The organism is Mesorhizobium sp. PAMC28654, assembly GCF_020616515.1.
Taxonomy (GTDB): Bacteria; Pseudomonadota; Alphaproteobacteria; order Rhizobiales; family Rhizobiaceae; genus Mesorhizobium.
The window spans coordinates 2,868,698-2,890,541 of sequence record NZ_CP085135.1; the positions used below are offsets into that span (position 1 = coordinate 2,868,698).

A 21,844-nucleotide genomic window follows, 5' to 3' on the forward strand; every position below is an offset into this window, starting at 1 on the left:
ATCTCCCTCGTCAGACGCGTTCGATGATGGTTGCGGTGCCCATACCGGCACCGATGCAGAGCGTGACCAGGGCAGTGTTAAGGTCGCGGCGCTCCAGTTCGTCCAGCACCGTACCAAAGATCATCGCGCCGGTGGCGCCGAGCGGATGACCCATGGCGATGGCGCCACCATTGACGTTGATCTTGTCGTGCGGGATGTCGAAGGCCTGCATGTAGCGCAGCACCACCGAGGCAAAGGCTTCGTTGAGCTCGAACAGGTCGATGTCCGAGAGTTTCATCTTGGCGCGTTTCAGGAGCTTCTCGGTAACATCGACCGGGCCGGTCAGCATCAGCACCGGCTCCGAGCCGATATTGGCGAAGGTGCGGATGCGAGCGCGCGGCTTCAGCCCCATCGCCTTGCCGGCCTTCTTGGAGCCGAGCAGAACAGCCGCCGCGCCATCGACGATGCCCGACGAATTGCCGGCATGGTGGACGTGATTGACCTCTTCGATCTCCGGATGCTTCTGCACCGCGACCGCATCGAACCCACCCATCTCACCGGGCATGACGAAGGACGGATTGAGCGATGCCAGAGACTGCATGTCGGTCGACGGCCGCATGTGCTCGTCGCGGTCGAGGATGGTCAGGCCGTTCTGATCCTTGATCGGGATGACCGAATTCTTGAAGCGGCCCTTTTCCCAGGCATGGGCGGCGCGCTTCTGGCTCTCGACCGCATAGGCGTCGACGTCATCGCGCGAAAAGCCGTACTTCGTCGCGATCAGGTCGGCCGAGATGCCTTGCGGCACGAACCAGCCGGGCAGGCCCACCGAAGGATCCATGAACCAGGCGCCGCCGGAGGCACCCATGCCGACGCGAGACATGGATTCGACGCCGCCGGCAATGACGATGTCATCGGCGCCTTGCGCGATCTTGGCGGCGCCGAGATTGATGGCGTCGAGACCGGAGGCGCAGAAGCGCGAGATCTGCATGCCCGGCGCCTTGGTGTCGTAGCCGGCCTCGAAGGCGGCGGCGCGCGGAATGACCGAACCGGCCTCGCCGACCGGATCGACACAGCCGAAAATGATGTCGTCGACATTGCCGGTGTCGAGCCCGTTGCGATCGCGCAACGCTTCGAGCGTCTTGGCGGCGAGCCGCACCGCCGGCACTTCGTGCAGCGAGCCATCCTTCTTGCCCTTGCCGCGCGGCGTGCGCACGGCGTCATAGACATAAGCTTCGGACATTCTCTTGCTCCTTGGTTTGCCTGATGTCGCTTCTAGAGGGAGCGGCCAATCAGCAATTTCATGATCTCGTTGGTGCCGCCGTAGATGCGCTGGACGCGGGCATCGCGGAACATGCGGGCGATCGGATATTCATTCATGTAGCCATAGCCGCCATGCAATTGAAGGCATTCGTCGACCACTTTGCCTTGCAGGTCCGACAGCCAGTACTTTGCCATCGAAGCCGTGACGGGATCGAGACCGCCGGCAATGTGGCGGGCCACGCAGTCATTGTAGAAGACGCGGCCGATGGTCGCCTCGGTCTTCAGTTCGGCCAGCTTGAACTGGGTGTTCTGGAAATCGATGATCGCCTTGCCGAACGCCTTGCGCTCCTTGACGTAGTCGATGGTCAGCGCCAGCGCGCGCTCGATCATGGCAATGGCGCCGGTGCCGATCTGCAGCCGCTCCTGCGGCAATTGCTGCATCAATTGGACAAAACCCTGCCCTTCCTCATGGCCGAGCAGGTTGGAGGTCGGCACGCGCATTTCGTTGAAGAACAGTTCCGACGTGTCGTTGGCCTTGAGCCCGATCTTGTCGAGGTTGCGGCCGCGCTGGAACCCTTCGACCTCGTCGGTCTCGACGACGATCAGCGAGGTGCCCTTGGCGCCCTTGGCCGGATCGGTCTTGGTGACGACGATGATCAGGTTGGCGAGCTGGCCGTTGGTGATGAAGGTCTTGGAGCCGTTGATCTTGTACTGGTTGCCATCCTTCTCGGCGCGCGTCTTGACGCCTTGCAGGTCGGAGCCGGCGCCGGGCTCGGTCATGGCAATGGCGCCGATCAGCGCGCCAGTGGCCAGTTTCGGCAGCCATTTCTTCTTCTGCTCTTCGGAGCCGTAGTGGAGGATGTAGGGCGCGACGATCGCATTGTGCAGGCCGATGCCGAAACCGTCGACGCCGACATGGCCGATGGCCTCGATGATGGCGCTCTCATGCGCGAAGGTGCCGCCCGAGCCGCCATATTCCTCCGGCATCGAGGCGCAGAGCAAACCGGCGGAACCTGCCTTCAGCCAGCTCTCGCGGTCGACCATCTCATTCTTCTCGAACTCGTCGTAACGCGGCGCGATCTCCTCCGACATGAAGCGGTGCGCCATGTCGTAGAGCATGCCGACCTCGTCAGCCGCCCAGGCAGGTTTCGGCAAAGCGAGCACTTCGGCGGGATTTATCGCCACGAGTTCCTCCGCGTTTTGACTGCAGCCGGTGTGCCGGCGCTCAAACTTAGAACGCTTCCGCCGGCAGCGCCATTAGCGTGTCCGCGCCAGTGGAAATGCGGGCGAGATGCGCTGATGTTTCCGGCATGATCCGCTCCATGAAGAAGCGCGCCGTCACCAGCTTGCTGTCGTAAAACGACTGGGAGCCGTTGGCGCTCGTCTTGCCAAGCGCCACCTTGGCCATCTGGCCCCACATGTAGCCCAGCGCCACAAGACCGAAGAGATGCATGTAGTCGGTCGAGGCGGCGCCCGCATTGTCGGGCTTGGCCATGCCGTTCTGCAGCAACCACATGGTCGCCGCCTGCAGGTCGTTGAGGCCTTTCTTCAGCCCCTTGGTGAATGGCGCCATCTTCTCGTCGGAACGGTTTTCCTCGCAGAATTCGCCGACCTCCTTGAAGAAGGCCTGCACCGCGCGGCCGCCATTCAGGCCAAGCTTGCGGCCAACGAGGTCGAGCGCCTGGATGCCGTTGGCGCCTTCGTAGATCATGGCGATGCGGGCATCGCGCACGAACTGGCTCATGCCGTGTTCTTCGATGTAGCCGTGGCCGCCGAAGACCTGCTGCGCCATGACAGCATGGTCGAAGCCCTTGTCGGTGAATACGCCCTTGACCACCGGCGTCATCAGGCCGGTATAGTCCTCGGCGGCCTGCCGATCCTTGTCATCGGGGGAGCGATGGGCGATGTCGGACTTGATCGCCGTCCACAGCGCCAGCGCGCGGCCGGCCTCGTTGAACGCCTTCATGGTCATCAGGCTGCGGCGGATGTCGGGATGGACGATGATCGGGTCGGCCTTCTTGTCCGGCGCCTTCGGTCCTGACAGCGAACGACCCTGCAAACGGTCCTTGGCGTAGGAAACCGCGTTCTGGTAGGCGACCTCGGACAGAGAAAGCCCTTGCAGGGCAACGCCGAGCCGCGCCTCGTTCATCATCGTGAACATGGCCTTCAAGCCGCCATTCATCTCGCCGAGCAGCGTGCCCTCGGCCTCGTCATAGTTCATGACGCAGGTCGAATTGCCGTGGATGCCCATCTTCTCCTCGATCGAGCCGCAGGAGAGCTTGTTCTTCTCGCCGGGATTGCCTGACGCATCGAGCTTGAGCTTCGGCACGATGAACAGCGAAATGCCCTTCACGCCTTCCGGCGCGCCCTCGATGCGGGCCAGCACCAGATGGACGATGTTGTCCGACATGTCGTGCTCGCCAGCCGAGATGAATATCTTCTGGCCGGAAATCTTGTAGGTGCCATCGCCATTGGGGACAGCCTTGGTGCGCAGCAGGCCGAGATCGGTGCCGCAATGGGGCTCGGTCAGGTTCATGGTGCCGGTCCAGACGCCCTCGACCAGCTTCGGCAGCCACTTGGTCTTCTGGTCGTCGGTGCCATGCGTGATGATGGCCGCGATCGCGCCCTGCGTCAGCCCCGGATACATCATCAGCGCCATGTTGGCCGACACCATGTATTCGGAGACAGCCTGATGCACCATGTAGGGCAGCCCCTGGCCGCCAAACTCGGCCGGTGCCGCCAGCCCCATCCAGCCGCCTTCGCGATACTGGTTGAAAGCTTCCTTGAAACCTTTCGGCGTCGTCACCGAGCCGTCATCATGGCGGATGCAGCCTTCCATGTCGCCGACACGGTTCAGCGGATGCATGACGTTTTCGGCGAGCTTCGCCCCCTCCGCGAGAATTGCTTCGAGTACATCAGGCGTGGCGTCGGAAAATCCGGGGAGATTGGAATAGCGCTGGTAACCCAGCACTTCATTGAGCACGAACAGCGTGTCCTGGACCGGTGCTGCGTAGATCGGCATGCTTTTCCTCCACCATGCGGTCTTGGCCCGAATCTAGCCCATCAGCGGCATGCGGACCAACGTCGGGATCGAGATAGCAAATATTGACGTTTGCGTAAACGTCAATATTTTTCGATGCGATATTTTCACGCGCCAGACGGAGGGCGCCCGGCAGAATCTGGGGCGGACAGCAGAAAACAAAAGAGCCGCGCGGCAAAGGCCACGCGGCTCTCATTCGTCACAATCGGCGGGTTGCCTAGCTCGCGGCGCTCGCAGGCGCTGAAGTACGCTCGGTCAACATCTGGCGCACGGCCGACATCGAACCACTCAGCTCGTTGATGGCGTCGTCGATCAGGGCCCGTTGCTTCTGCAGGCGGGCAAGCTGCTTCTCCGACTTGTCCAGCGCCAGCCGCAACTGCTTGGCGTTGGAGCCGGTCGGATCGTAGAGATCCATCATCTGCTTGACGTCGCGGAGCGAGAACCCGACTTTGCGGCCGAGCAGGATCAGCTTGAGCCGCGCCTTGTCGCGACGCGTATAGAGACGGGTCGAACCGTCACGCTGCGGATTGAGCAGGCCCTTGTCTTCGTAGAAACGCAGCGTGCGGAGCGTCACGCCGTATTTCTTGGCCATCTCGCCGATGCGGGCGAGCTCCTCGCCGGCTTCGTTCGGTATTTCATTGGTATTGGCCGCGGTCTCGCCGGGCGAAACAAGTTTCATGATCACTGGCTTTCCCCATCTGTGGCGTCGCGGTCTCGGACCTTGCGTCGCCTGAGTGGAAGCGGGGGCGTGCTTCCAGTCGTGGTTTCAACAAACAAATCGCAAATGGGACGCATGGCGCACCTTTTACGTTTACGTCAATTCTATACTGGCAGCCGCCTTATGACGCAAGAACGTTCTGCAAAAGGAGCTTTTTGCCGCATCGGCGGCATGGCCTGGTGACGACGTTGCAACTTCTTAAGCTTGGTTAACGCGTTGTTTACCACGTTGGGTGAAATGTGCGCGTGTCGGCTACCCGTGGTTATCCTGTATCGAATTTTTCACGGTTTTTCGAAGCGCGGGTGAGAACCCCGGAAAGCTTGTCTTTCACCGCGGCATGGCAGCCCGGTCGCCTTCGTTCCCGGCAGGGACTTTGGGGAAACTGGCCGAAAGCCAGCCATTCTGAAAAACGGGCGCATCGATGAACAGCAAGCGGTCCTATCTCGATACACTCAATACCGGCAGGCAGCGCAAGCCGCATACCACGCTGGAGGAATTGAACCGTTCCCTGGAGACACTCGAACAGAGATTGGAGCGGACACGCGAGGACCCGATGGAGCGGCCTGATCCGCGTCAGTACGGCGCGGACCCACGCTATCCAAGCGCACGGCCCTACGACCAGCAGCGTTGGTATGAGGATCCGCAATCGGCGCGGCCCAAGAGCCCGGCGCCGGCGGCTCCCGTGTTCGACCAGAACTACCAGGCGATCGCCCGCGATATCGACCGTGTGCGCGGCCAGGAAGACAGCGTCGCCGCGGTCGGCAAGATCGCCGGCGAGTTGCGCGGGCTGCGCGAGGAACTGCGCCACCAGATGACCGCCGGCCTGCAGCGCGAGTTCGACGCCCTGCGCAAGGACATCGAGCGGGCCTTCCAGGGAAATGGCCAGTCAGGCGGCTCGGGCAAGGGCAGCGCGGAGCTCGGCGTCGAGTTCGAACGACTTTCCGGCGCTATCCAGACACTGGCCGAAAAGAGCGACGACAGAAGCGTCAACATGCTGCGGCTCGAGCTGGAACAGGTCAAGGCCGCGCTCGACACGCTGGCGCGCGAGGAAAGCGTGCAGGCCGTCGACCGCCGCTGGGACGATTTCGACCGCCGCTGGACCGCTTTCGAGGACCGTGTCGATGCCGACCAGCGCAAGCGCTCGGATGACCCAGGCCTATCGATGCTGACCGATCGGCTCGAACAGATCAGCAAGGCCGTCAACAACCTACCGGAATCGCTGTCCCTGCGTTCGCTTGAGGAAAAAGTCCGCACGCTTGCCGGCGCCGTCGACCATTTCGCCAGCCAGCAGAACAATCGCGGCGGCGACACGCTCGGCATGATCGATGAGCGGCTTGACGAGATTTCCCGCGCCATCCTCGCCTCGACCGTCGCGGCGCAAGCCAATTCATTCGACCCCGAACCCTTCGAGCGCATCGAGAAGCGGATCGCATCGCTCGCCCAGCAGATCGAGGAAGTCGCCCAGGATCGTCCGGGCAGCGAGGTCGCCGATCGTCTCAACATGCTGTCGAACCGGGTTGATGATCTCGCGGGCAGGGCCAATCTGCCCGAGCAGGCGATGGAACGCCTGGCCAAGCAGATCGCTCTTATCGCCGACAAGATCGACCACGCCCCGGCCATGCCGGACGCCGACTACATCTTCCAGGGGCTGGAGCAGCGTTTTGACGTGCTGTCCGGCATGATGGAACGCCGCCAGGGCGATGCGATCCAGCAGGGCAACATGCTGTTTCGCGATCTCGAGCGCCGGCTGGACGAGGTCGCCGACAGGCTCGACCAGCGCATGCCGCAGGTTGACAGCGCCAGCATCATGGAGGCCATCGACGCACGTTTCACGGCGCTGGCCCAACGCATCGAGACACGCGCTCCGGACACCGCCGGCGAGGCGGCGATCCGCGGGCTGGAAAGCCGGCTGGAAGACATCTCAAGCCGGCTGGACGCATCCGCCGCACAAGTTGCCGGCATCGACCCGGCTCTGATCCGCAGCCTGGAGGCGCAGGTCGCGGGCCTGTCCGCCCATCTCTCCAAGCCCAGCACGCCGCTGCCGGAATTCGAGGATATCAGCCCGCGTCTCAACGAAATCGAGAAGTCGCTGGCCGGCACGCGCGATTCGATCCTCGGCGCGGCACGCGAAGCGGCCGAGAACGCCGTCCGTTCGATGGCCGGCTCAAGCGCCAACACTGCCGCCGTTACCGGGCTCGCCCAGGATCTGAAGACCCTGGAATCCCTGACGCGCCGCTCGGACGAGCGCAACTCGAGGACGTTCGAGGCCATCCATGACACGCTGCTGAAGATTGTCGACCGGTTGGGTTCGCTGGAGACAAACGAGCCGGCCGAGGCGGTGAGCGAGCTCGTGGACACGCAGCCTGCTCAATCCTTTGGCAAAGGCCTGCGAAACAAGATCGCGATTCAGGATGCACCGTCCCTGGATATCGATCAGCCCGTACCACTGACCGGCGACATGGCTGACCTCGATGGCCGCGCCGCCGCCATCATGCGCAGCGAACCGGGTTCGCGTAACGAACCGGGCTCACGTGGCGAGCCGGGCACACGCACGCCGGCTGAGGCGGCGGCGGCGGCGGCCATGGCGGCGCTCGGCTCGGACACGATTGCCGAGAAGAACGAGCAGCCCAGCCGCAGGAAATCAATGTTCGGCGGACTGACGCGCGCTTTCAAGGGAAAGAAGGAGGCGGATGTTCCGCTGGCCGGCTCGGCGCCAACGTTCGACACGCCGACCGTCGATCTCGACGAGCCGCTCGACCCGAAAATGGCGAACCGGCCACTGGAGCCCGGCTCCGGCGCACCGGACCTCAACGCCATCATGAAGCGTGTGCGCGACGAGCGCGGGCCGCCGGTCAAGGCAGGCGATACCGACGCCGCGAAATCGGACTTCATCGCCGCGGCCAGACGCGCCGCGCAGGCAGCCGCCGCCGAGGCCGACGCCCTGAAGCGTCAATCGACGATGAGCGGCCCGGTGAAAGCACTCAGGATCGGCGACCTGCTCAAGGCACGGCGCAAGCCGATCCTGATGGCCGCCGCAGCCATCATGCTGGCGCTTGCCGGCCTGCAGTTGGGCAAGGCCTTTTTTGCCGACCCCGCGGAGATGGCCAGCAACGACGCGGCGCCAATCGTCGCCGCACAGCCGGTGCGGACGACCTCGATCAGTGCCGAGCCGAAGCCCCAACCGCTCGCGGCATCGACGGACAGCGCGCCTGCCCGCAACGTCAGACAGGCGGAGGCCGCCCAACCCGCAGCCAAGGACGACACGCCGGCGCGGATTGCCGTAGCCATGCCGTCGAGCACCGAGACGCCGGTCAACGCAGCGCCCGCGACCATGCCGCAGGTTCCGGCCGTGGCGTCTTCCACGACATCCGATCCGATGGCACCCACGACAGCCCCGGCGACTACCGACTCCCTGGCTTCGGACGCCGACACGCAACCCCTGGCGACAATGCCGGCCCTGGCGACAACGCCGGCCGCCGCGTCCTCGGCTACGGCCGTGGACACGACCGGCGACACGACCGGCGCGGTTCCTCCCGCCAATGCCTCGGCAGCGGGCGCCGTCACCGCCAAGATGGACATCCCCGCCAATGCCGGTCCGCAGGCATTGCGTGACGCTGCGGCCGGCGGCGACTCCAAGGCGCTTTTCGAGATCGGCTCTCGCTATGCCGAGTCGCGCGGCGTCAAGGAAGACATGGCGGCGGCGGCCAAATGGTACGAAAAGTCGGCCGAACTCGGTTTCGCCCCGGCGGAGTACCGTATCGGCAATTTCTACGAGAAGGGCATCGGCGTCGCGCGCGACATCAAGAAGGCGAAGACCTGGTACCAACTCTCCGCCGAACAGGGCAACGCCAGCGCCATGCACAATCTCGCCGTTCTCTTCGCCATGGCCGCGGATGGCGTGACCGACAATGAATCGGCGGCGCACTGGTTCCAGGCCGCCGCCGACGTCGGCGTCAAGGACAGCCAGTTCAACCTTGGCATCCTCGCCGCCAAGGGCGTGGGCATGAAGCAGAATCTCGAGGAGTCCTACAAATGGTTCGCACTGGTCGCCAAGACCGGCGACAAGGACGCTACGGCAAAGCGCGACGAGATCGCCAATGCGCTACGGCCGGAGCAGCTTGAGCGCGCCCGCGCCGCCACCGAGCTGTGGAAGGCCAAGCCCCTCGATCCGGCGGCCAATTCGGCCGATATTCCAGAATCCTGGCAGGAAGGCACCCCGCAGACGACCGCCAGCGTCGACATGACAAAGGCCGTCAAGAACATTCAGTTGATCCTCAACAAGAATGGCTACGATGCTGGCGGCGCCGATGGCAAGATTGGCCAGAAGACCAAGAATGCCATCATGGCCTTCCAGACCGACAACAGCATGAAGGCGACGGGCACGATCGACGAACCGCTGGTCAAGGCGCTGCTGGCGCACAAATAACGCGATGCGTCGCTTACGCGACGCCTTTGCCACACATTTGCCTGTTAACTGATTGAGATGTTTTTTGTTTCGGCGGCGCGGCGCGGTTTGACTTCGCCGTGCCGCTGGCGCAAGAAAACTGTGCTCTTCGGCGCGGAATGCCCGCAACGGCTGCATTCATCCGGAGACAACTGATCGAGACTGACGGGTGGGCATCTATCTCCCGATCGCGGAAATTTCCGTCAACGTCTTCGTGCTGCTGGCCATGGGCGCGGCGGTGGGTTTCCTGTCGGGCATGTTCGGCGTCGGCGGCGGCTTCCTCATCACGCCGCTGCTGATTTTCTACAACATCCCGCCGGCAATCGCGGTCGCCACCGGCGCCAACCAGGTCATCGCCTCATCCTTCTCAGGCGCACTGTCGCACATGAAGCGCGGGACGCTCGACTTCAAACTCGGCGGGGTGCTTCTAGCCGGCGGCATTGTCGGTTCGACAGGCGGCATATTCGTGTTCGGCTTCCTGCGCCGGCTCGGCCAGCTCGATCTGTTCATCTCGCTGCTCTACGTCGTGCTGCTCGGCACCGTCGGCGGGCTGATGCTGGTCGAGAGCGTCAATGCCTTGCGCGCCACCCGCAGCGGCGCGGCCCCGGTGCTGAAGAAATCGGGGCAGCACAACTGGATCCACCGCTTGCCGCTGAAAATGCGGTTCAGGGCGTCGAAGCTGTTCGTCAGCGTCATTCCGGTGCTTGGCCTGGGTGCGGCGATCGGCTTCCTGTCTTCGATCATGGGCGTCGGCGGCGGCTTCATCATGGTGCCGGCGCTGATCTACCTGTTGAAAGTGCCGACCAACGTCGTCATCGGCACATCGCTGTTCCAGATCATCTTCACCTCGGCCTACACGACGCTGGTCCACGCCACCACCAACCAGACCGTCGATGTCATGCTCGCCTTCCTGTTGATGGCGGGTGGCGTCGCCGGCGCCCAATACGGCGCCAAGGCCGGCCAGAAGCTGCGGGGCGAACAACTCAGGGCACTGTTGGCACTGCTGGTCCTGGCGGTGGCGATACGGCTTGCCATCGATCTCTTCGTGACGCCGCCCAACCTCTTTTCGCTGTCCGGCGCGGGCCTGAACTGATGCCGGATTTGAGGGCATTCGCCGCTGCCGTCTTCCTGTCCCTGATCGCGGTGGCCTCACCGACATCAGCACAGACGCCTGTGGCGGAAGGCATCCAGATCGGCCTGTCCACAGACAAAGTCTCGATCACCGCCGGCTTTTCCGGCGCCGACCTGACCATCTTCGGCTCGCTTGAAAACCCGGACCCGCTGGTCGCCCGGCAGGGGCGCTACGATGTCATCGTCGTGCTTGAGGGGCCGCCCAAACCCGTGGTGGTGCGGCGTAAGGACCGGATACTTGGCGTCTGGGTCAATCTGGAGTCCGAGACCTTCGAGAATGTGCCGGTCTCCTACTCCGTGGCGACGACGCGGCCACTGCAGGACATCACCGAGCCGAACAGCTACAAGCAGTTGTCACTCGGCGCCTCCAACCTCTACATGCAGCCTGCCGATCCCGGCGACAGTCCTGCTACGATCCAGGAATTCACCGCCGCGCTGCGCGAGCGCAAATCGGCGACTGGCCTTTACAGCGAGAATGTCGGCGGCGTGCAGTTCCTGTCGCAGAACCTGTTCCGCGCCACTGTCAGGCTCGCTCCCAACGTTCCGGTCGGTACCCACAAGGCGCGCGCATTCCTGTTCAAGAGCGGCCTGTTCATCAAGGAAAGCTCCGCCCAGCTCGAAATCCGCAAATCCGGTTTCGAGCAGTCGATCTTCCGGATCGCCCACGATTATTCCTTTCTCTACGGCGTCTTCGCCGTATCGCTGGCCATGCTGACGGGTTGGCTCGGACGGTTGATCTTCCGGCGGGATTAGGAACCGATCCTCTCGAAAAAGGGTTTCCCTTTCCGAGGCCATGCGCTAGACCGCCACCCCCAAGCCATCTGGCGGATAAAAGCAATTCGGTTCGAGCAGTCCTCCCCCCGACAGCGGCGCGCCTTCGTCGCGCCAATCCGCTCACCAAAGATATTCAGGATCAGGTCATGCGATCAGCATTCGCCGGCATCGACTTCGGCACTTCGAACTCCACCGTTGGCGTGGTCCGGAACGGGCAGCCGCGCCTCGTCGCGCTTGAGGACGGCCAGGTCACGCTGCCAAGTGCCGTGTTCTTCAATTTCGAGGACAACCGCACCTGTTTCGGGCGCCATGCCATCGCCAATTATACCGACAGCGTCGAAGGCCGCCTGATGCGTTCTCTGAAGAGCGTGCTCGGCAGTTCGCTCGCCCACGAAAAGACGCGCATCAAATCGCGATCGATCGGCTTCATGGAGATCGTCGGGCTGTTTCTGGGCCATCTGAAGAAGCGGCTCGAGCAAGATTCGGGCGATGCGGTCGATACGGTGGTGCTGGGCCGTCCCGTGCAGTTCGTCGACGACGATGCCGAGGCCGATGCGAAGGCGCAAGGCGAACTCGAGAGTGCGGCCCACGCGCAGGGCTTCAAGCACATCGCCTTCCAGTTCGAGCCGATCGCGGCGGCACTCGACTATGAGCAGAAAGTGACGCGCGAGGAACTGGCTCTCATCATCGACATGGGCGGCGGCACGTCGGACTTCTCGATCGTGCGCGTCTCGCCGGAGCGCTCCCGTTCGCTCGACCGCAAGGACGACATCCTGGCCAGCCGAGGCATTCACATCGGCGGCACGGATTTCGACCGACTGCTGAGCATCTCCCATGTGATGCCGCAACTCGGCTATCTGACGCCGACCAAGGACAGCAAACGCAATCTGCCGGCCAGCTACTTCATCGATCTGGCGACATGGCAGCGCATCAATCTGGTCTATACCGCCAAGGCGATGACGCATTTGCGCCAGATCCGCTACGAGGCCGAACGCGCCGACCTGGTCGACCGCTTCATCCACATTGTCGAGCACCGTTACGGGCACGCGCTGGCGGCACTGGTCGAAAAGGCCAAGATCGAGCTGACCGACATGTCATCCGCCGAGGTGGCGGTGAAACTGCCGGGCGCGGAATTCGCCGCCGAGATCACCCGCGACGGGCTGGATGCCACGATTGCCAGGGACATCGAGCGGGTCACCGCCACGGTCGGACAGACCATCCGCGATGCCCAGGTCAAGCCGTCCGACATCACCGCGGTCTTCCTGACCGGCGGATCAACCGCGATCCCGCTGGCAAGACAAGAGATCCTGTCGCTGGTGCCGCAGGCATCCGTCATCGACGGCGACATGTTCGGCTCCGTCGGGCTTGGCCTGGCTTTGGACGCTCAGCGGAAGTTCGGCTGACGCGGGTCACGGATGGGCGGGCGCCGATTCATCGGTGCTGGCCCCGAGATGCGCCTTGAGCGCCATCTGGGCCAGGCTTGCCTGGCGATCACGATGGGTGATCATGGCGAAGTCGCGCTTCGGCAGTTCGAGCGGCACGGAGCGCAAACTGCCCTCGGCGACGGCGCGCGCGACGACGAGCTCCGAAATGATGGTGGCGCCGGCGCCGGCCTCGACCGCCTGGCGGACCGCCTCATTGCTCGGCAGCACCAGGAATATCTGCAGATCGGCGAGCGAAATGCCCTCGCGGCGCGCCAAATCCTCCAGAACCTCGCGCGTGCCCGAACCACCCTCGCGAATGATCCAGCGCAGCCCCCTGATGTCGGGCCGCCCGTCAGAGATTTCGGCGATCTCCGGATGCGAGCTGGCGACCACCAGCATCAGCCTGTCGGTGTCCACCTTGGCGCGGCGCAATATGTCGGACTCGGTGCGCCCCTCGACCAGGCCGAGATCGGCCGCGCCATCGAGGATGTTGGCCTCGACCTGCCTGGTGTTGCCGATGGTGACGCTCAGCCTGACGGCTGGATAAGCCTCGTGGAAAGAGGCCAGACGGCGCGGCAGCCAATAGCTGGCGATGGTCTGGCTGGCGGCGATCGACAGGCTTCCGGTGACCGTCTGCGAGACATGCTCCAGCACGTCCCGGGCGGCTGCCGCCCGTTCCAGCACGGCCTTGGCCTCGGGCAGGAACCGGTGGCCGGTCTGGGCAAGCTCGATGTTGCGGCCGACCCGGTTGAAGAGATGGACGCCGTGTTGCTCCTCAAGCGCCCGGATTGCGGCGGAGGCGGCCGACTGGGAAATGCCCAGCAGCTCGGCCGCCTTGGTCATGTGGCCGCGTTCGGCGACGGCAACAAAAATGCGCAATTGGTCCAGAGTCATGACGACATTAAGAACCAATATCGATTGAATTTACAAGAACAACTGATTAGACGGATCGATAGCTTTATTCTAAGTTTTCGAGCGAAGTTAGAAAAATTTCCCCATCGGATTGCAGAGAGTACATGATCGGGCGGTTCAAATCGCTGCTTTCCCATTGGAGCCGGAGCCTTCGGCGGCAGTTGGCTGGCGACCGCTATCATCCTGAAGAACACTATATGCGCGGCCCCGGACCGAAAACGAGAGAGAAGTCCGCGGACCCCAAGAGCATGCGGGGATCATGAGCCACCGACCGCCGCGCGGCGCCAACTCCGCCCCCTCCCAGCGGCCGCTTGCCGACACAACCGCGCCAGACGAAGGCGACGGCGTCGATACCTCGCCCAGCATCTCCGACAGCATCGCCAAGACGACTTGCTACATGTGCGCCTGCCGTTGCGGCATCGACGTCCACATCAAGGATGGCAAGGTCCGCTACATCAACGGCAACAAGGACCATCCGGTCAATCGCGGCGTGATCTGCGGCAAGGGCAGTTCCGGCATCATGCAGCACTACAGTCCCGCCCGGCTGAAGAAGCCGCTGCTGCGTACCGGGCCGCGCGGCTCGGGCGAATTCCGCGAAATCGAGTGGGAAGAGGCGTTCTCAATCGCCACGGAGCGGCTTTCGACCATCCGTAGGACCGATCCGAAGAAGCTCGCCTTCTTCACCGGGCGCGATCAGTCGCAGTCGCTGACCGGCTGGTGGGCGAGCCGCTTCGGCACGCCGAATTTCGCGGCTCACGGAGGCTTCTGTTCGGTCAACATGGCGGCCGGCGGCCTCTATACGATCGGCGGTTCGTTCTGGGAGTTCGGCGAACCCGATTGGGACAACACCAAGTACTTCATGCTGTTCGGCGTCGCCGAGGACCATGATTCCAACCCGATCAAGATCGGCCTCGGCAAACTCAAGGCGCGCGGCGCCAAGGTGGTTTCGATCAATCCGTGCCGCACCGGTTACAATGCGATCGCCGACGACTGGATCGGCATCCGGCCCGGCACCGACGGCCTGTTCGTCTTTGCGCTCATCCATGAACTGCTGAAGGCGGGCCGCGTCGATCTCGACTATCTCCTGCGCTATACCAACGCCCACACCCTCGTCATCCAGGAGCCAGGTGCTGCCGATGATGGGCTGTTCGCCCGCGACACCAGTGGCAATCCACTGGCTTGGGACAGGGTGGCGAAGATGCCTGTCTGCGCTACCGATGCCAGCGCCAAACCCGCACTGACTGGCAGCTTCACTGTCGACGGGCGCCGCTGCACGCCGGTGTTCCAACTGATCGCTGATCGCTACCTCGATGAGAGCCATGCACCCGATGCCGTTGCGGAGCGCTGCGGCATTCCGTCCGACACGATCCGCAGGATCGCCGCCGAACTCGCTCATGTCGCCTTCGAACAGACGATCGAACTGCCGGTGGCGTGGACCGACTGGGCCGGGCGACGGCACGAGACGATCAAGGGGCGGCCTGTCTCGATGCACGCCATGCGCGGCATCTCGGCCCATTCGAATGGTTTTCACACCTGCCGCGCCATCCATCTGCTGCAGGTGTTGCTTGGCACTGTGGATGTTCCCGGGGGTTTCCGCTTCAAGCCGCCCTACCCCAGATCGGCGCCACCGGGTCCGAAGCCGGACGGCAAGACCACCAAGCCGATGACGCCGCTCGACGGCATGCCGCTGGGCTTCGTGTGCGGGCCGGACGACCTGTTGGTCGATGAGGCCGGCACGCCTCTCCGCATCGACAAGGCCTATTCCTGGGATGCGCCGCTTGCCGCGCACGGCCTGATGCACACCGTCATCCGCAATGCCTGGGCCGGCGATCCTTACAAGATCGACACGCTGATGATGTACATGTCGAACATGGCGTGGAATTCCTCGATGAATACCGTCGAGACCATGGCGATGCTGACCGACCATGATGAAGCCGGCAACTACAAGATCCCCTTCATCATCTATTCCGACGCCTATTATTCCGAGACGGTGCCGTTCGCCGATCTCGTGCTGCCCGACACCACCTATCTCGAGCGGCATGATTGCATCAGCCTGCTCGACCGGCCGATCAGCCATGCCGACGGACCGGGCGACGCCATCCGCCACCCGGTGGTCGAGCCCGACCGCGACGTCAGGCCGTTCCAGTCGGTGCTGATCGAGCTTGGCGCGCGGCTCGGCCTGCCCGGGTTCATCAATGACGACGGCTCGGCTAAATATGCCGATTATGCCGATTACATCGTCAATCACGAACGCACGCCGGGGATCGGGCCGCTTGCCGGCTGGCGCGGCAAGGACGAGACCTCGATCGGCAAGGGCGAGGTCAACCCCAACCAGTTGCAACGCTACATCGACAATGGCGGCTTCTGGCACCACGACTTCGCCGAGGACCAGCGCTACTACAAGATGGCCAACCGCTCCTATCTCGATTTCGCGGTGCAGATGGGGTTTGTCCCGAAGGCAGAGCCGATCGTTTTCCAGCTCTACTCGGAGCCGATGCAGCGCTTTCGCCTCGCCGCGCGTGGCCATGGCAGTGTGTTGCCGCCAGAGGGCGACCGCCAGCGCATCGAGACCTACATGGACCCGCTGCCGTTCTGGTACATGCCTTTCGAGGAAGCGGCCGTGGACCCGCGGAAATATCCGCTGCACGCGCTGACGCAGCGGCCGATGCACATGTATCATTCCTGGGGCTCGCAGAATGCATGGCTGAGGCAGATCACCAGCCAGAACCGACTGTTCGTGCACCACCGGACTGGCGCCAGCCTCGGTCTGGTCGACGACGACTGGGTGTGGATCGAAAGCATCAACGGCAGGGTAAAGGGGCAGATCAAGCTGATCGACGGCGTGAACGAAAGCACGGTCTGGACCTGGAACGCGATCGGCAAGCGACGCGGCAGCTGGGGGCTGAAGGACGACGCCGCTGAATCCAATCGTGGCTTCCTGCTCAACCATGTCATCGGCGACCAGACCTCGGCTGACGCCAACCGCAAGCGCTATTCGAATTCCGATCCGGTGACCGGCCAGGCGGCATGGTTCGACCTGCGGGTGCGCATCGTCAAATGCGCGACCGAGGAGGCCGGCTTCACCGAGCCGCAGTTCGAGCGTTTCCACCAGCCGCCACACTTCGAACCTTCGCCCGACAAGCTGAGCTTCGGCGCCGATTTCCGGCGGGCAAGAGAGGCCATGGAATGACCTGTCTTCCCTCTCATACCGACAAGAAACTCGGCCTCGTCATCGACCTCGATACCTGCGTCGGCTGCCAGGCCTGCGTTACCGCCTGCAAGGAATGGAACACCGGCGGCCACATGGCGCCGCTGACCGACATCGACCCCTATGGCGGCGATGTCGACGGCGTCTGGTTCAACCGCGTGCACAGCTACGAGCATACGACGGAGTTGGGTGGGCGCACGGTGAACTTCCCGCGCTCCTGCCTGCATTGCGAGACGCCGGCCTGCGTCACCGTCTGCCCGACCGGCGCCTCCTACAAACGGGCCTCGGACGGCATCGTGCTGATTGACGAGGACAAATGCATCGGCTGCAAATTGTGCAGCTGGGCCTGCCCTTATGGCGCGCGCGAATTCGACACCGATGTCGGGGTGATGAAGAAATGCACGCTGTGCGTCGACCGCATCTACAATGACAACCTGGCCGAAGGGGATCGCGTGCCGGCCTGTGTCGCCGCTTGCCCGACCAGCGCCCGGCATTTCGGCGATCTCGGTGATCCCCAGTCAGCTGTCTCGCAACTGGTGGCGGAGCGTGGCGGCGTCGACCTGATGCCTGAGATGGGCTATCACCCAACCAACAAATATTTACCGCCGCGCGCCCATACCAAACGCGCCGCATCGGTGGCCGCGCCAGCACTCGAATCGGTGCGGGCCGAAGGCGGCTTTCTCGGCTGGGTCGACCGCATGCTTTCGAACTGATCCCATGCATCCAGCCTTCTCGGTCGTCTTCTTCACCACCGCCACCGGCGCCGGCTACGGCCTGCTGGCGCTGCTTGGCGTGCTCGGAGGCTTGGGTATCATCCCGGCCGATTTCTGGCTCGGCTTCATCGGCATGGGGCTGGCGCTCGGCCTGATCGCGGCGGGACTGTTGTCCTCGACCGGCCATCTCGGCCGCCCCGAACGCGCCTGGCGGGCGTTCTCGCAGTGGCGCAGTTCATGGCTGTCGCGCGAAGGCGTTTCGTCGGTCCTGACCTTCATTCCGGCGGGGCTGTTCGGCATCGGCTGGGTGCTGCTCGGCCGCGGTGGCGGCTGGGTTGCTATCGCCGGATTGCTGGCGGCGGTCGGCGCAATTGTCACCGTCTGCACCACCGGCATGATCTATGCGTCGCTGAAACCTATCGCCCAGTGGCACAGCCGCTTCACTTTGCCCGGCTATCTCATCTTCTCGGCGATGACCGGCAGCGTGCTGCTGAACGCGCTGCTGCAGGGTTTTGCCGTCTGCTCGAAAATGCTGCTGGCGGCTTGCGTGCTGCTGACCCTGCTCGGCTGGGCCTGGAAACTGGCGACATGGCGCTACAACGACCAGCTCGAAATTCCGACGACCGCCAACACAGCGACTGGGCTGACTGGCGGCACCGTGCGATCACTCGAATGGCCGCATACCGAGGAGAATTATCTGCTCAAGGAAATGGGCTTTCGCATCGCACGCAAGCACGGTGCCCGGCTGCGCCAGATCACGCAATTGCTGGCCTTCGCCCTGCCCGTCGTGCTGCTGATTGCGGCGTTCGCCTTGCCATGGCCGTTCGGGGCGGTGCTGTCAGTGCTCGCTGCCATCGTCCAGTTCGCCGGTATGCTGGTCGAGCGCTGGCTGTTCTTCGCCGAGGCGAAGCATACGGTCACGCTTTACTACGGACGATAGAAGAGCGACTTCAGCCCGGCCTCAGCATCGAGCGGGAGATGGCAAAAATGCGCTCGGCGCCGAGCATGTAGGCCATCAACGTCTCCACCCGAAACAACCCGGCATAGGCGCTGTCGAGCACGTTGAGCGAACCGGTATAGGCGCCGAAGGCCGGCATGATCATGCGGCCGCCATCGCAGGCAAAGCAGCGCCGCCGCACCGAGCGGCCACGCTGCAGGATGCGGGCACAAGGATGCAGGTGGCCAGCGATCTCGCCTTCAACGCGCAGCTTCGACGGCTCATGCCGGAAAAGCAGCGAGCCCATGGCCAGTTCCCGCACCGTCTCGCCGGGCAGATCCGCCGGCGCTTCCGGGTCATGGTTACCGGCAACCCAGAACCATTGGCGACCGGCCATCAACGCTTCCAGCCGCTCGCGGAAACTTGCATGCATGCGTTCGGCGCCACCGCCATCATGGAAGCTATCACCGAGACTGATGACGATCGATGGCTGGTAGTCGGCGATGACGGCCTGCAATCGCAGCAAGGTCGCGCCGGTATCGTAGGGAGGGATCAGAGTGCCACGGCGGGCCAGCGACGAGCCTTTCTCGAGATGCAGGTCGGATACCGCCAGAAGCCGAAGCTCGGGGAAATAGAGCACACCGCGCGGATCGCAGACAGCGCGCTCGCCCGCGATCCCGACCAGATCGGCCTCGGCGATCAGTGATGTCCGCGCCAGCGAAAAATTCATGTCCCACTCATTCCCGGCCCCATCGCCTCCTCGACCAGCGTCGCTGCGTCCATCAACAGCGTCTCATCGGCTTCGCCGTTCACCGGCATCTTGCCGATCTCCAGCATGATCGGCACAGCCAGCGGCGAGATCTGTTCGAGATTCTTATGCATGATTCGACCCTGGATGCGCGAGAGCATGTCGGCAAGTCTGCTGACATCGAGCAGACCGGCGGCCGCATCGGCACGCGTTGCCTGCAGCAGGATGTGGTCGGGCTCATGGCTACGCAACACGTCATAGATGAGGTCGGTCGACACGGTGACCTGGCGGCCACTTTTTTCCTGGCCCGGATGGCGTTTCTCGATCAGTCCCGAAATCAGCGCGCAATTGCGGAAGGTGCGCTTGAGAAGCCAGCTGTCGGCAAGCCAGGCTTCGAGGTCGTCGCCCAGCATGTCCTGGTCGAAGAGCGCGCCGAGCGAAGGTTTCCTGGTTTTGAACATTGAGCCCATATCGCCCAGTGACCAAATGGCAAGCGCGTAGTCGGTGGCGACAAAGCCAAGCGGCCTGGCTCCCGCCCTGTCGAGGCGACGGGTAAGCAACATTCCCAGCGTCTGATGGGCAAGCCTGCCTTCGAAGGGATAAGCGACTAGATAATAGCGATTGCCGCGCGGAAAGGTCTCGATCAGCAAGTCATCACGCTTGGGCAACACCGATTTGTCGGCTTGGAATCGCAGCCAGTCGGCCACCTGCTCCGGCAGTTGTTTCCATCGCTTCGGGTCGTCCAGCATGATGCGGACCTGTTCGGCAAGGTAGGTCGAGAGCGGGAACTTGCCTCCGCCATAGTAGGGCACCTTGGCATCGCTGCCTGGCGCGTTCGACACAAAGCATTCATTCTCGCGGATGCCTTCGAAACGAAGAACTTTGCCGGCAAACATGAATGTATCACCGTGCGTCAGTGTTTCGAGGAAAGCCTCCTCGATCTTTCCGAGAACGCGGCCGCCGCGCGAAGCGGAGCCTCTGCTGCCGGCCTTTACGTAGCGGACATTGAGCGCCGGCACCTCGATGATGGTGCCGACATTCAGCCTGTATTGCTGGGCGATTCGAGGATTGGATACCCGCCAGAACCCATCCTTGTTCAGGCGGATGCGGGCATATCGCTCGTAGTTCTTGAGCGCGTATCCGCCGGTGGCGACGAAATCGATGACGCGGTCGAAAGTCGGCCGATCGAGGCTCGCATAGGGCGCGGCAGTTCGCACTTCCTCGAACAGATCATCGGCGCGGAACGGCGCGCCGCAAGCGCAGCCCAACACATGTTGCGCCAACACGTCGAGCCCGCCATTGATCAGCGGCGGCGTATCCTGCGCGCCGAGATAGTTGGCGTCGAGTGCCGCCCGGCATTCGAGCACCTCGAAGCGATTGGCGGGAATGAGGATCGCCTTGGACGGCTCGTCCATGCGGTGGTTGGCGCGGCCGATGCGCTGCGCCAGCCGGCTGGCACCTTTCGGCGCGCCGACATGCACGACAAGGTCGACATCGCCCCAGTCGATGCCGAGATCGAGGGTCGACGTGGCGACGATGGCGCGCAGCGCGTTTTCACCCATCGCCTTTTCCACCCGCCGGCGCTGGGCGACATCCAGCGAGCCATGATGCAGCGCGATCGGCAAGGTGTCTTCGTTGACCCGCCACAATTCCTGGAACAGCAACTCCGCCTGACTACGCGTGTTGACGAACAGCAGGGTCGTCTTGTGGCGCTTGATCTCCCGGTAGATCTCGGGCGTGGCGTAACGAGCTGAATGTCCTGCCCACGGCACGCGCTCTTCGGAATCGAGGATGGAAATTTCGGGCTTCGCGCCTCCGGTGACGACGATCAGTTCAGACATGTCACCTGGTGGATTCTGGCTGACCAGCCAGCGGCGCAATTCGTCCGGCTCGGCCACTGTCGCTGACAGCCCAATCGTCTGCAGGCCGGGAACAAAGCTGCGCAGCCGTGCCAGCCCGAGCGCCAGCAGATGCCCGCGCTTCGATGTCACCAGCGAATGCAGCTCGTCGAGCACGATATAGCGCAGGTCCTCGAACAAGCGTCTGGCATCGCCTGCCGCGATCAGCAGCGCCAGTTGCTCGGGCGTGGTGAGTAGAATGTCGGGCGGCGCCAATTTCTGGCGCTGGCGCTTGTGCGAAGGCGTGTCGCCGGTGCGCGTCTCGATGGTGACAGGCAGGCCGATCTCGTCGACCGGCTTGGCGAGATTGCGCTCGATGTCGACCGCCAGCGCCTTCAAGGGCGAGATGTAGAGCGTGTGAATGCCGCGTCGCGCCTCACCGGACTTCTTCCTGGATCGATTGGCGAGTTCCGTCAGCGAAGGCAGGAACCCGGCCAGCGTCTTGCCAGCACCAGTCGGCGCGATCAGCAGCACGGATTGACCGGCCTGGGCCTTGGCCAGCAGGTCGATCTGGTGGGCGCGCGGCGACCAGCCCTTTTCCCCGAACCATCGGATGAATGGTTCGGGCAGGGCTACGGCGGCATTCTGCTCGGCAAGGCGCGGCTGCTCTGTCACCCGCCAGAGGTAGCGCGGCAACGCACAATCGCCAAGAAGAATC

At 63.4% G+C, this 21,844-nt stretch carries 14 protein-coding genes; 7 read left to right on the forward strand and 7 right to left on the reverse strand.

Features of this window, described 5'->3' with window-relative positions:
* Positions 1-10 precede the first annotated feature (10 nt).
* The 4 genes from LGH82_RS14190 to LGH82_RS14205 form a co-directional block, all read right to left on the reverse strand.
* Positions 11-1,219, reverse strand: coding sequence for an acetyl-CoA C-acetyltransferase (locus LGH82_RS14190; RefSeq protein WP_227349056.1), 1,209 nt, complete (start codon positions 1,217-1,219; stop codon positions 11-13).
* A gap of 32 nt (positions 1,220-1,251) precedes the next feature.
* Positions 1,252-2,424 (reverse strand): acyl-CoA dehydrogenase family protein, encoded by a 1,173-nt coding sequence (locus LGH82_RS14195; protein ID WP_227349057.1) that lies wholly within the window; start codon positions 2,422-2,424, stop codon positions 1,252-1,254.
* A gap of 46 nt (positions 2,425-2,470) precedes the next feature.
* Positions 2,471-4,261: an acyl-CoA dehydrogenase gene (locus LGH82_RS14200; protein ID WP_227349058.1), complete on the reverse strand. Its 1,791-nt coding sequence runs from the start codon at positions 4,259-4,261 to the stop codon at positions 2,471-2,473.
* 235 nt (positions 4,262-4,496) lie between these two features.
* Positions 4,497-4,958, reverse strand: a complete 462-nt coding sequence (locus tag LGH82_RS14205) for a MerR family transcriptional regulator (RefSeq protein WP_227349059.1) — start codon at positions 4,956-4,958, stop codon at positions 4,497-4,499.
* A gap of 460 nt (positions 4,959-5,418) precedes the next feature.
* Between LGH82_RS14205 and LGH82_RS14210 the strand changes: the two genes are divergently transcribed.
* From LGH82_RS14210 to LGH82_RS14225, 4 genes are all read left to right on the forward strand, one after another.
* Positions 5,419-9,423, forward strand: coding sequence for a peptidoglycan-binding protein (locus LGH82_RS14210; protein ID WP_227349060.1), 4,005 nt, complete (start codon positions 5,419-5,421; stop codon positions 9,421-9,423).
* Between the two features lie 187 nt (positions 9,424-9,610).
* Positions 9,611-10,534: a sulfite exporter TauE/SafE family protein gene (locus LGH82_RS14215; protein ID WP_227349061.1), complete on the forward strand. Its 924-nt coding sequence runs from the start codon at positions 9,611-9,613 to the stop codon at positions 10,532-10,534.
* Positions 10,534-11,325, forward strand: coding sequence for a TIGR02186 family protein (locus tag LGH82_RS14220; RefSeq protein WP_227349062.1), 792 nt, complete (start codon positions 10,534-10,536; stop codon positions 11,323-11,325). Before LGH82_RS14215 ends, LGH82_RS14220 begins: the two co-directional genes overlap by 1 nt.
* 167 nt (positions 11,326-11,492) lie before the next feature.
* Positions 11,493-12,749, forward strand: a complete 1,257-nt coding sequence (locus LGH82_RS14225; RefSeq protein ID WP_227349063.1) for an Hsp70 family protein — start codon at positions 11,493-11,495, stop codon at positions 12,747-12,749.
* Between the two features lie 6 nt (positions 12,750-12,755).
* Here LGH82_RS14225 and LGH82_RS14230 read toward each other — a convergent pair whose 3' ends face one another.
* Positions 12,756-13,664 carry a LysR family transcriptional regulator gene (locus LGH82_RS14230; RefSeq protein WP_227349064.1) on the reverse strand — a complete coding sequence of 303 codons (909 nt, stop codon included), beginning with the start codon at positions 13,662-13,664 and terminating at the stop codon, positions 12,756-12,758.
* Between the two features lie 277 nt (positions 13,665-13,941).
* Between LGH82_RS14230 and LGH82_RS14235 the strand changes: the two genes are divergently transcribed.
* From LGH82_RS14235 to LGH82_RS14245, 3 genes are read left to right on the forward strand one after another with little or no spacing between them, the layout of a single operon-like run.
* On the forward strand, positions 13,942-16,872 hold the full coding sequence (locus tag LGH82_RS14235) for a molybdopterin oxidoreductase family protein (protein ID WP_227349065.1): 2,931 nt from the start codon (positions 13,942-13,944) through the stop codon (positions 16,870-16,872).
* Positions 16,869-17,603, forward strand: a complete 735-nt coding sequence (locus tag LGH82_RS14240; protein WP_227349066.1) for a 4Fe-4S dicluster domain-containing protein — start codon at positions 16,869-16,871, stop codon at positions 17,601-17,603. Before LGH82_RS14235 ends, LGH82_RS14240 begins: the two co-directional genes overlap by 4 nt.
* A gap of 4 nt (positions 17,604-17,607) precedes the next feature.
* Positions 17,608-18,543, forward strand: coding sequence for a dimethyl sulfoxide reductase anchor subunit family protein (locus tag LGH82_RS14245; RefSeq protein ID WP_227349067.1), 936 nt, complete (start codon positions 17,608-17,610; stop codon positions 18,541-18,543).
* A 10-nt stretch (positions 18,544-18,553) separates the two neighbouring features.
* Here the strand turns inward: LGH82_RS14245 and pdeM are convergent, their stop codons facing one another.
* Positions 18,554-19,270 carry a ligase-associated DNA damage response endonuclease PdeM gene (pdeM, locus tag LGH82_RS14250; protein WP_227349068.1) on the reverse strand — a complete coding sequence of 239 codons (717 nt, stop codon included), beginning with the start codon at positions 19,268-19,270 and terminating at the stop codon, positions 18,554-18,556.
* Positions 19,267-21,801 carry a ligase-associated DNA damage response DEXH box helicase gene (locus LGH82_RS14255; RefSeq protein WP_227349583.1) on the reverse strand — a complete coding sequence of 845 codons (2,535 nt, stop codon included), beginning with the start codon at positions 21,799-21,801 and terminating at the stop codon, positions 19,267-19,269. The genes pdeM and LGH82_RS14255 overlap by 4 nt, the downstream gene beginning before the upstream one ends.
* Positions 21,802-21,844 lie beyond the last annotated feature (43 nt).

Coding starts and splice junctions, on each gene's coding strand:
- LGH82_RS14190 (WP_227349056.1), bottom strand. CDS start 1,219: ATGTCCGAAGCTTATGTCTATGACGCCGTGCGCACGCCGCGCGGCAAG.
- LGH82_RS14200 (WP_227349058.1), bottom strand. CDS start 4,261: ATGCCGATCTACGCAGCACCGGTCCAGGACACGCTGTTCGTGCTCAAT.
- LGH82_RS14205 (WP_227349059.1), bottom strand. CDS start 4,958: ATGAAACTTGTTTCGCCCGGCGAGACCGCGGCCAATACCAATGAAATA.
- LGH82_RS14210 (WP_227349060.1), top strand. CDS start 5,419: ATGAACAGCAAGCGGTCCTATCTCGATACACTCAATACCGGCAGGCAG.
- LGH82_RS14220 (WP_227349062.1), top strand. CDS start 10,534: ATGCCGGATTTGAGGGCATTCGCCGCTGCCGTCTTCCTGTCCCTGATC.
- LGH82_RS14225 (WP_227349063.1), top strand. CDS start 11,493: ATGCGATCAGCATTCGCCGGCATCGACTTCGGCACTTCGAACTCCACC.
- LGH82_RS14230 (WP_227349064.1), bottom strand. CDS start 13,664: ATGACTCTGGACCAATTGCGCATTTTTGTTGCCGTCGCCGAACGCGGC.
- LGH82_RS14235 (WP_227349065.1), top strand. CDS start 13,942: ATGAGCCACCGACCGCCGCGCGGCGCCAACTCCGCCCCCTCCCAGCGG.
- LGH82_RS14240 (WP_227349066.1), top strand. CDS start 16,869: ATGACCTGTCTTCCCTCTCATACCGACAAGAAACTCGGCCTCGTCATC.
- LGH82_RS14245 (WP_227349067.1), top strand. CDS start 17,608: ATGCATCCAGCCTTCTCGGTCGTCTTCTTCACCACCGCCACCGGCGCC.
- pdeM (WP_227349068.1), bottom strand. CDS start 19,270: ATGAATTTTTCGCTGGCGCGGACATCACTGATCGCCGAGGCCGATCTG.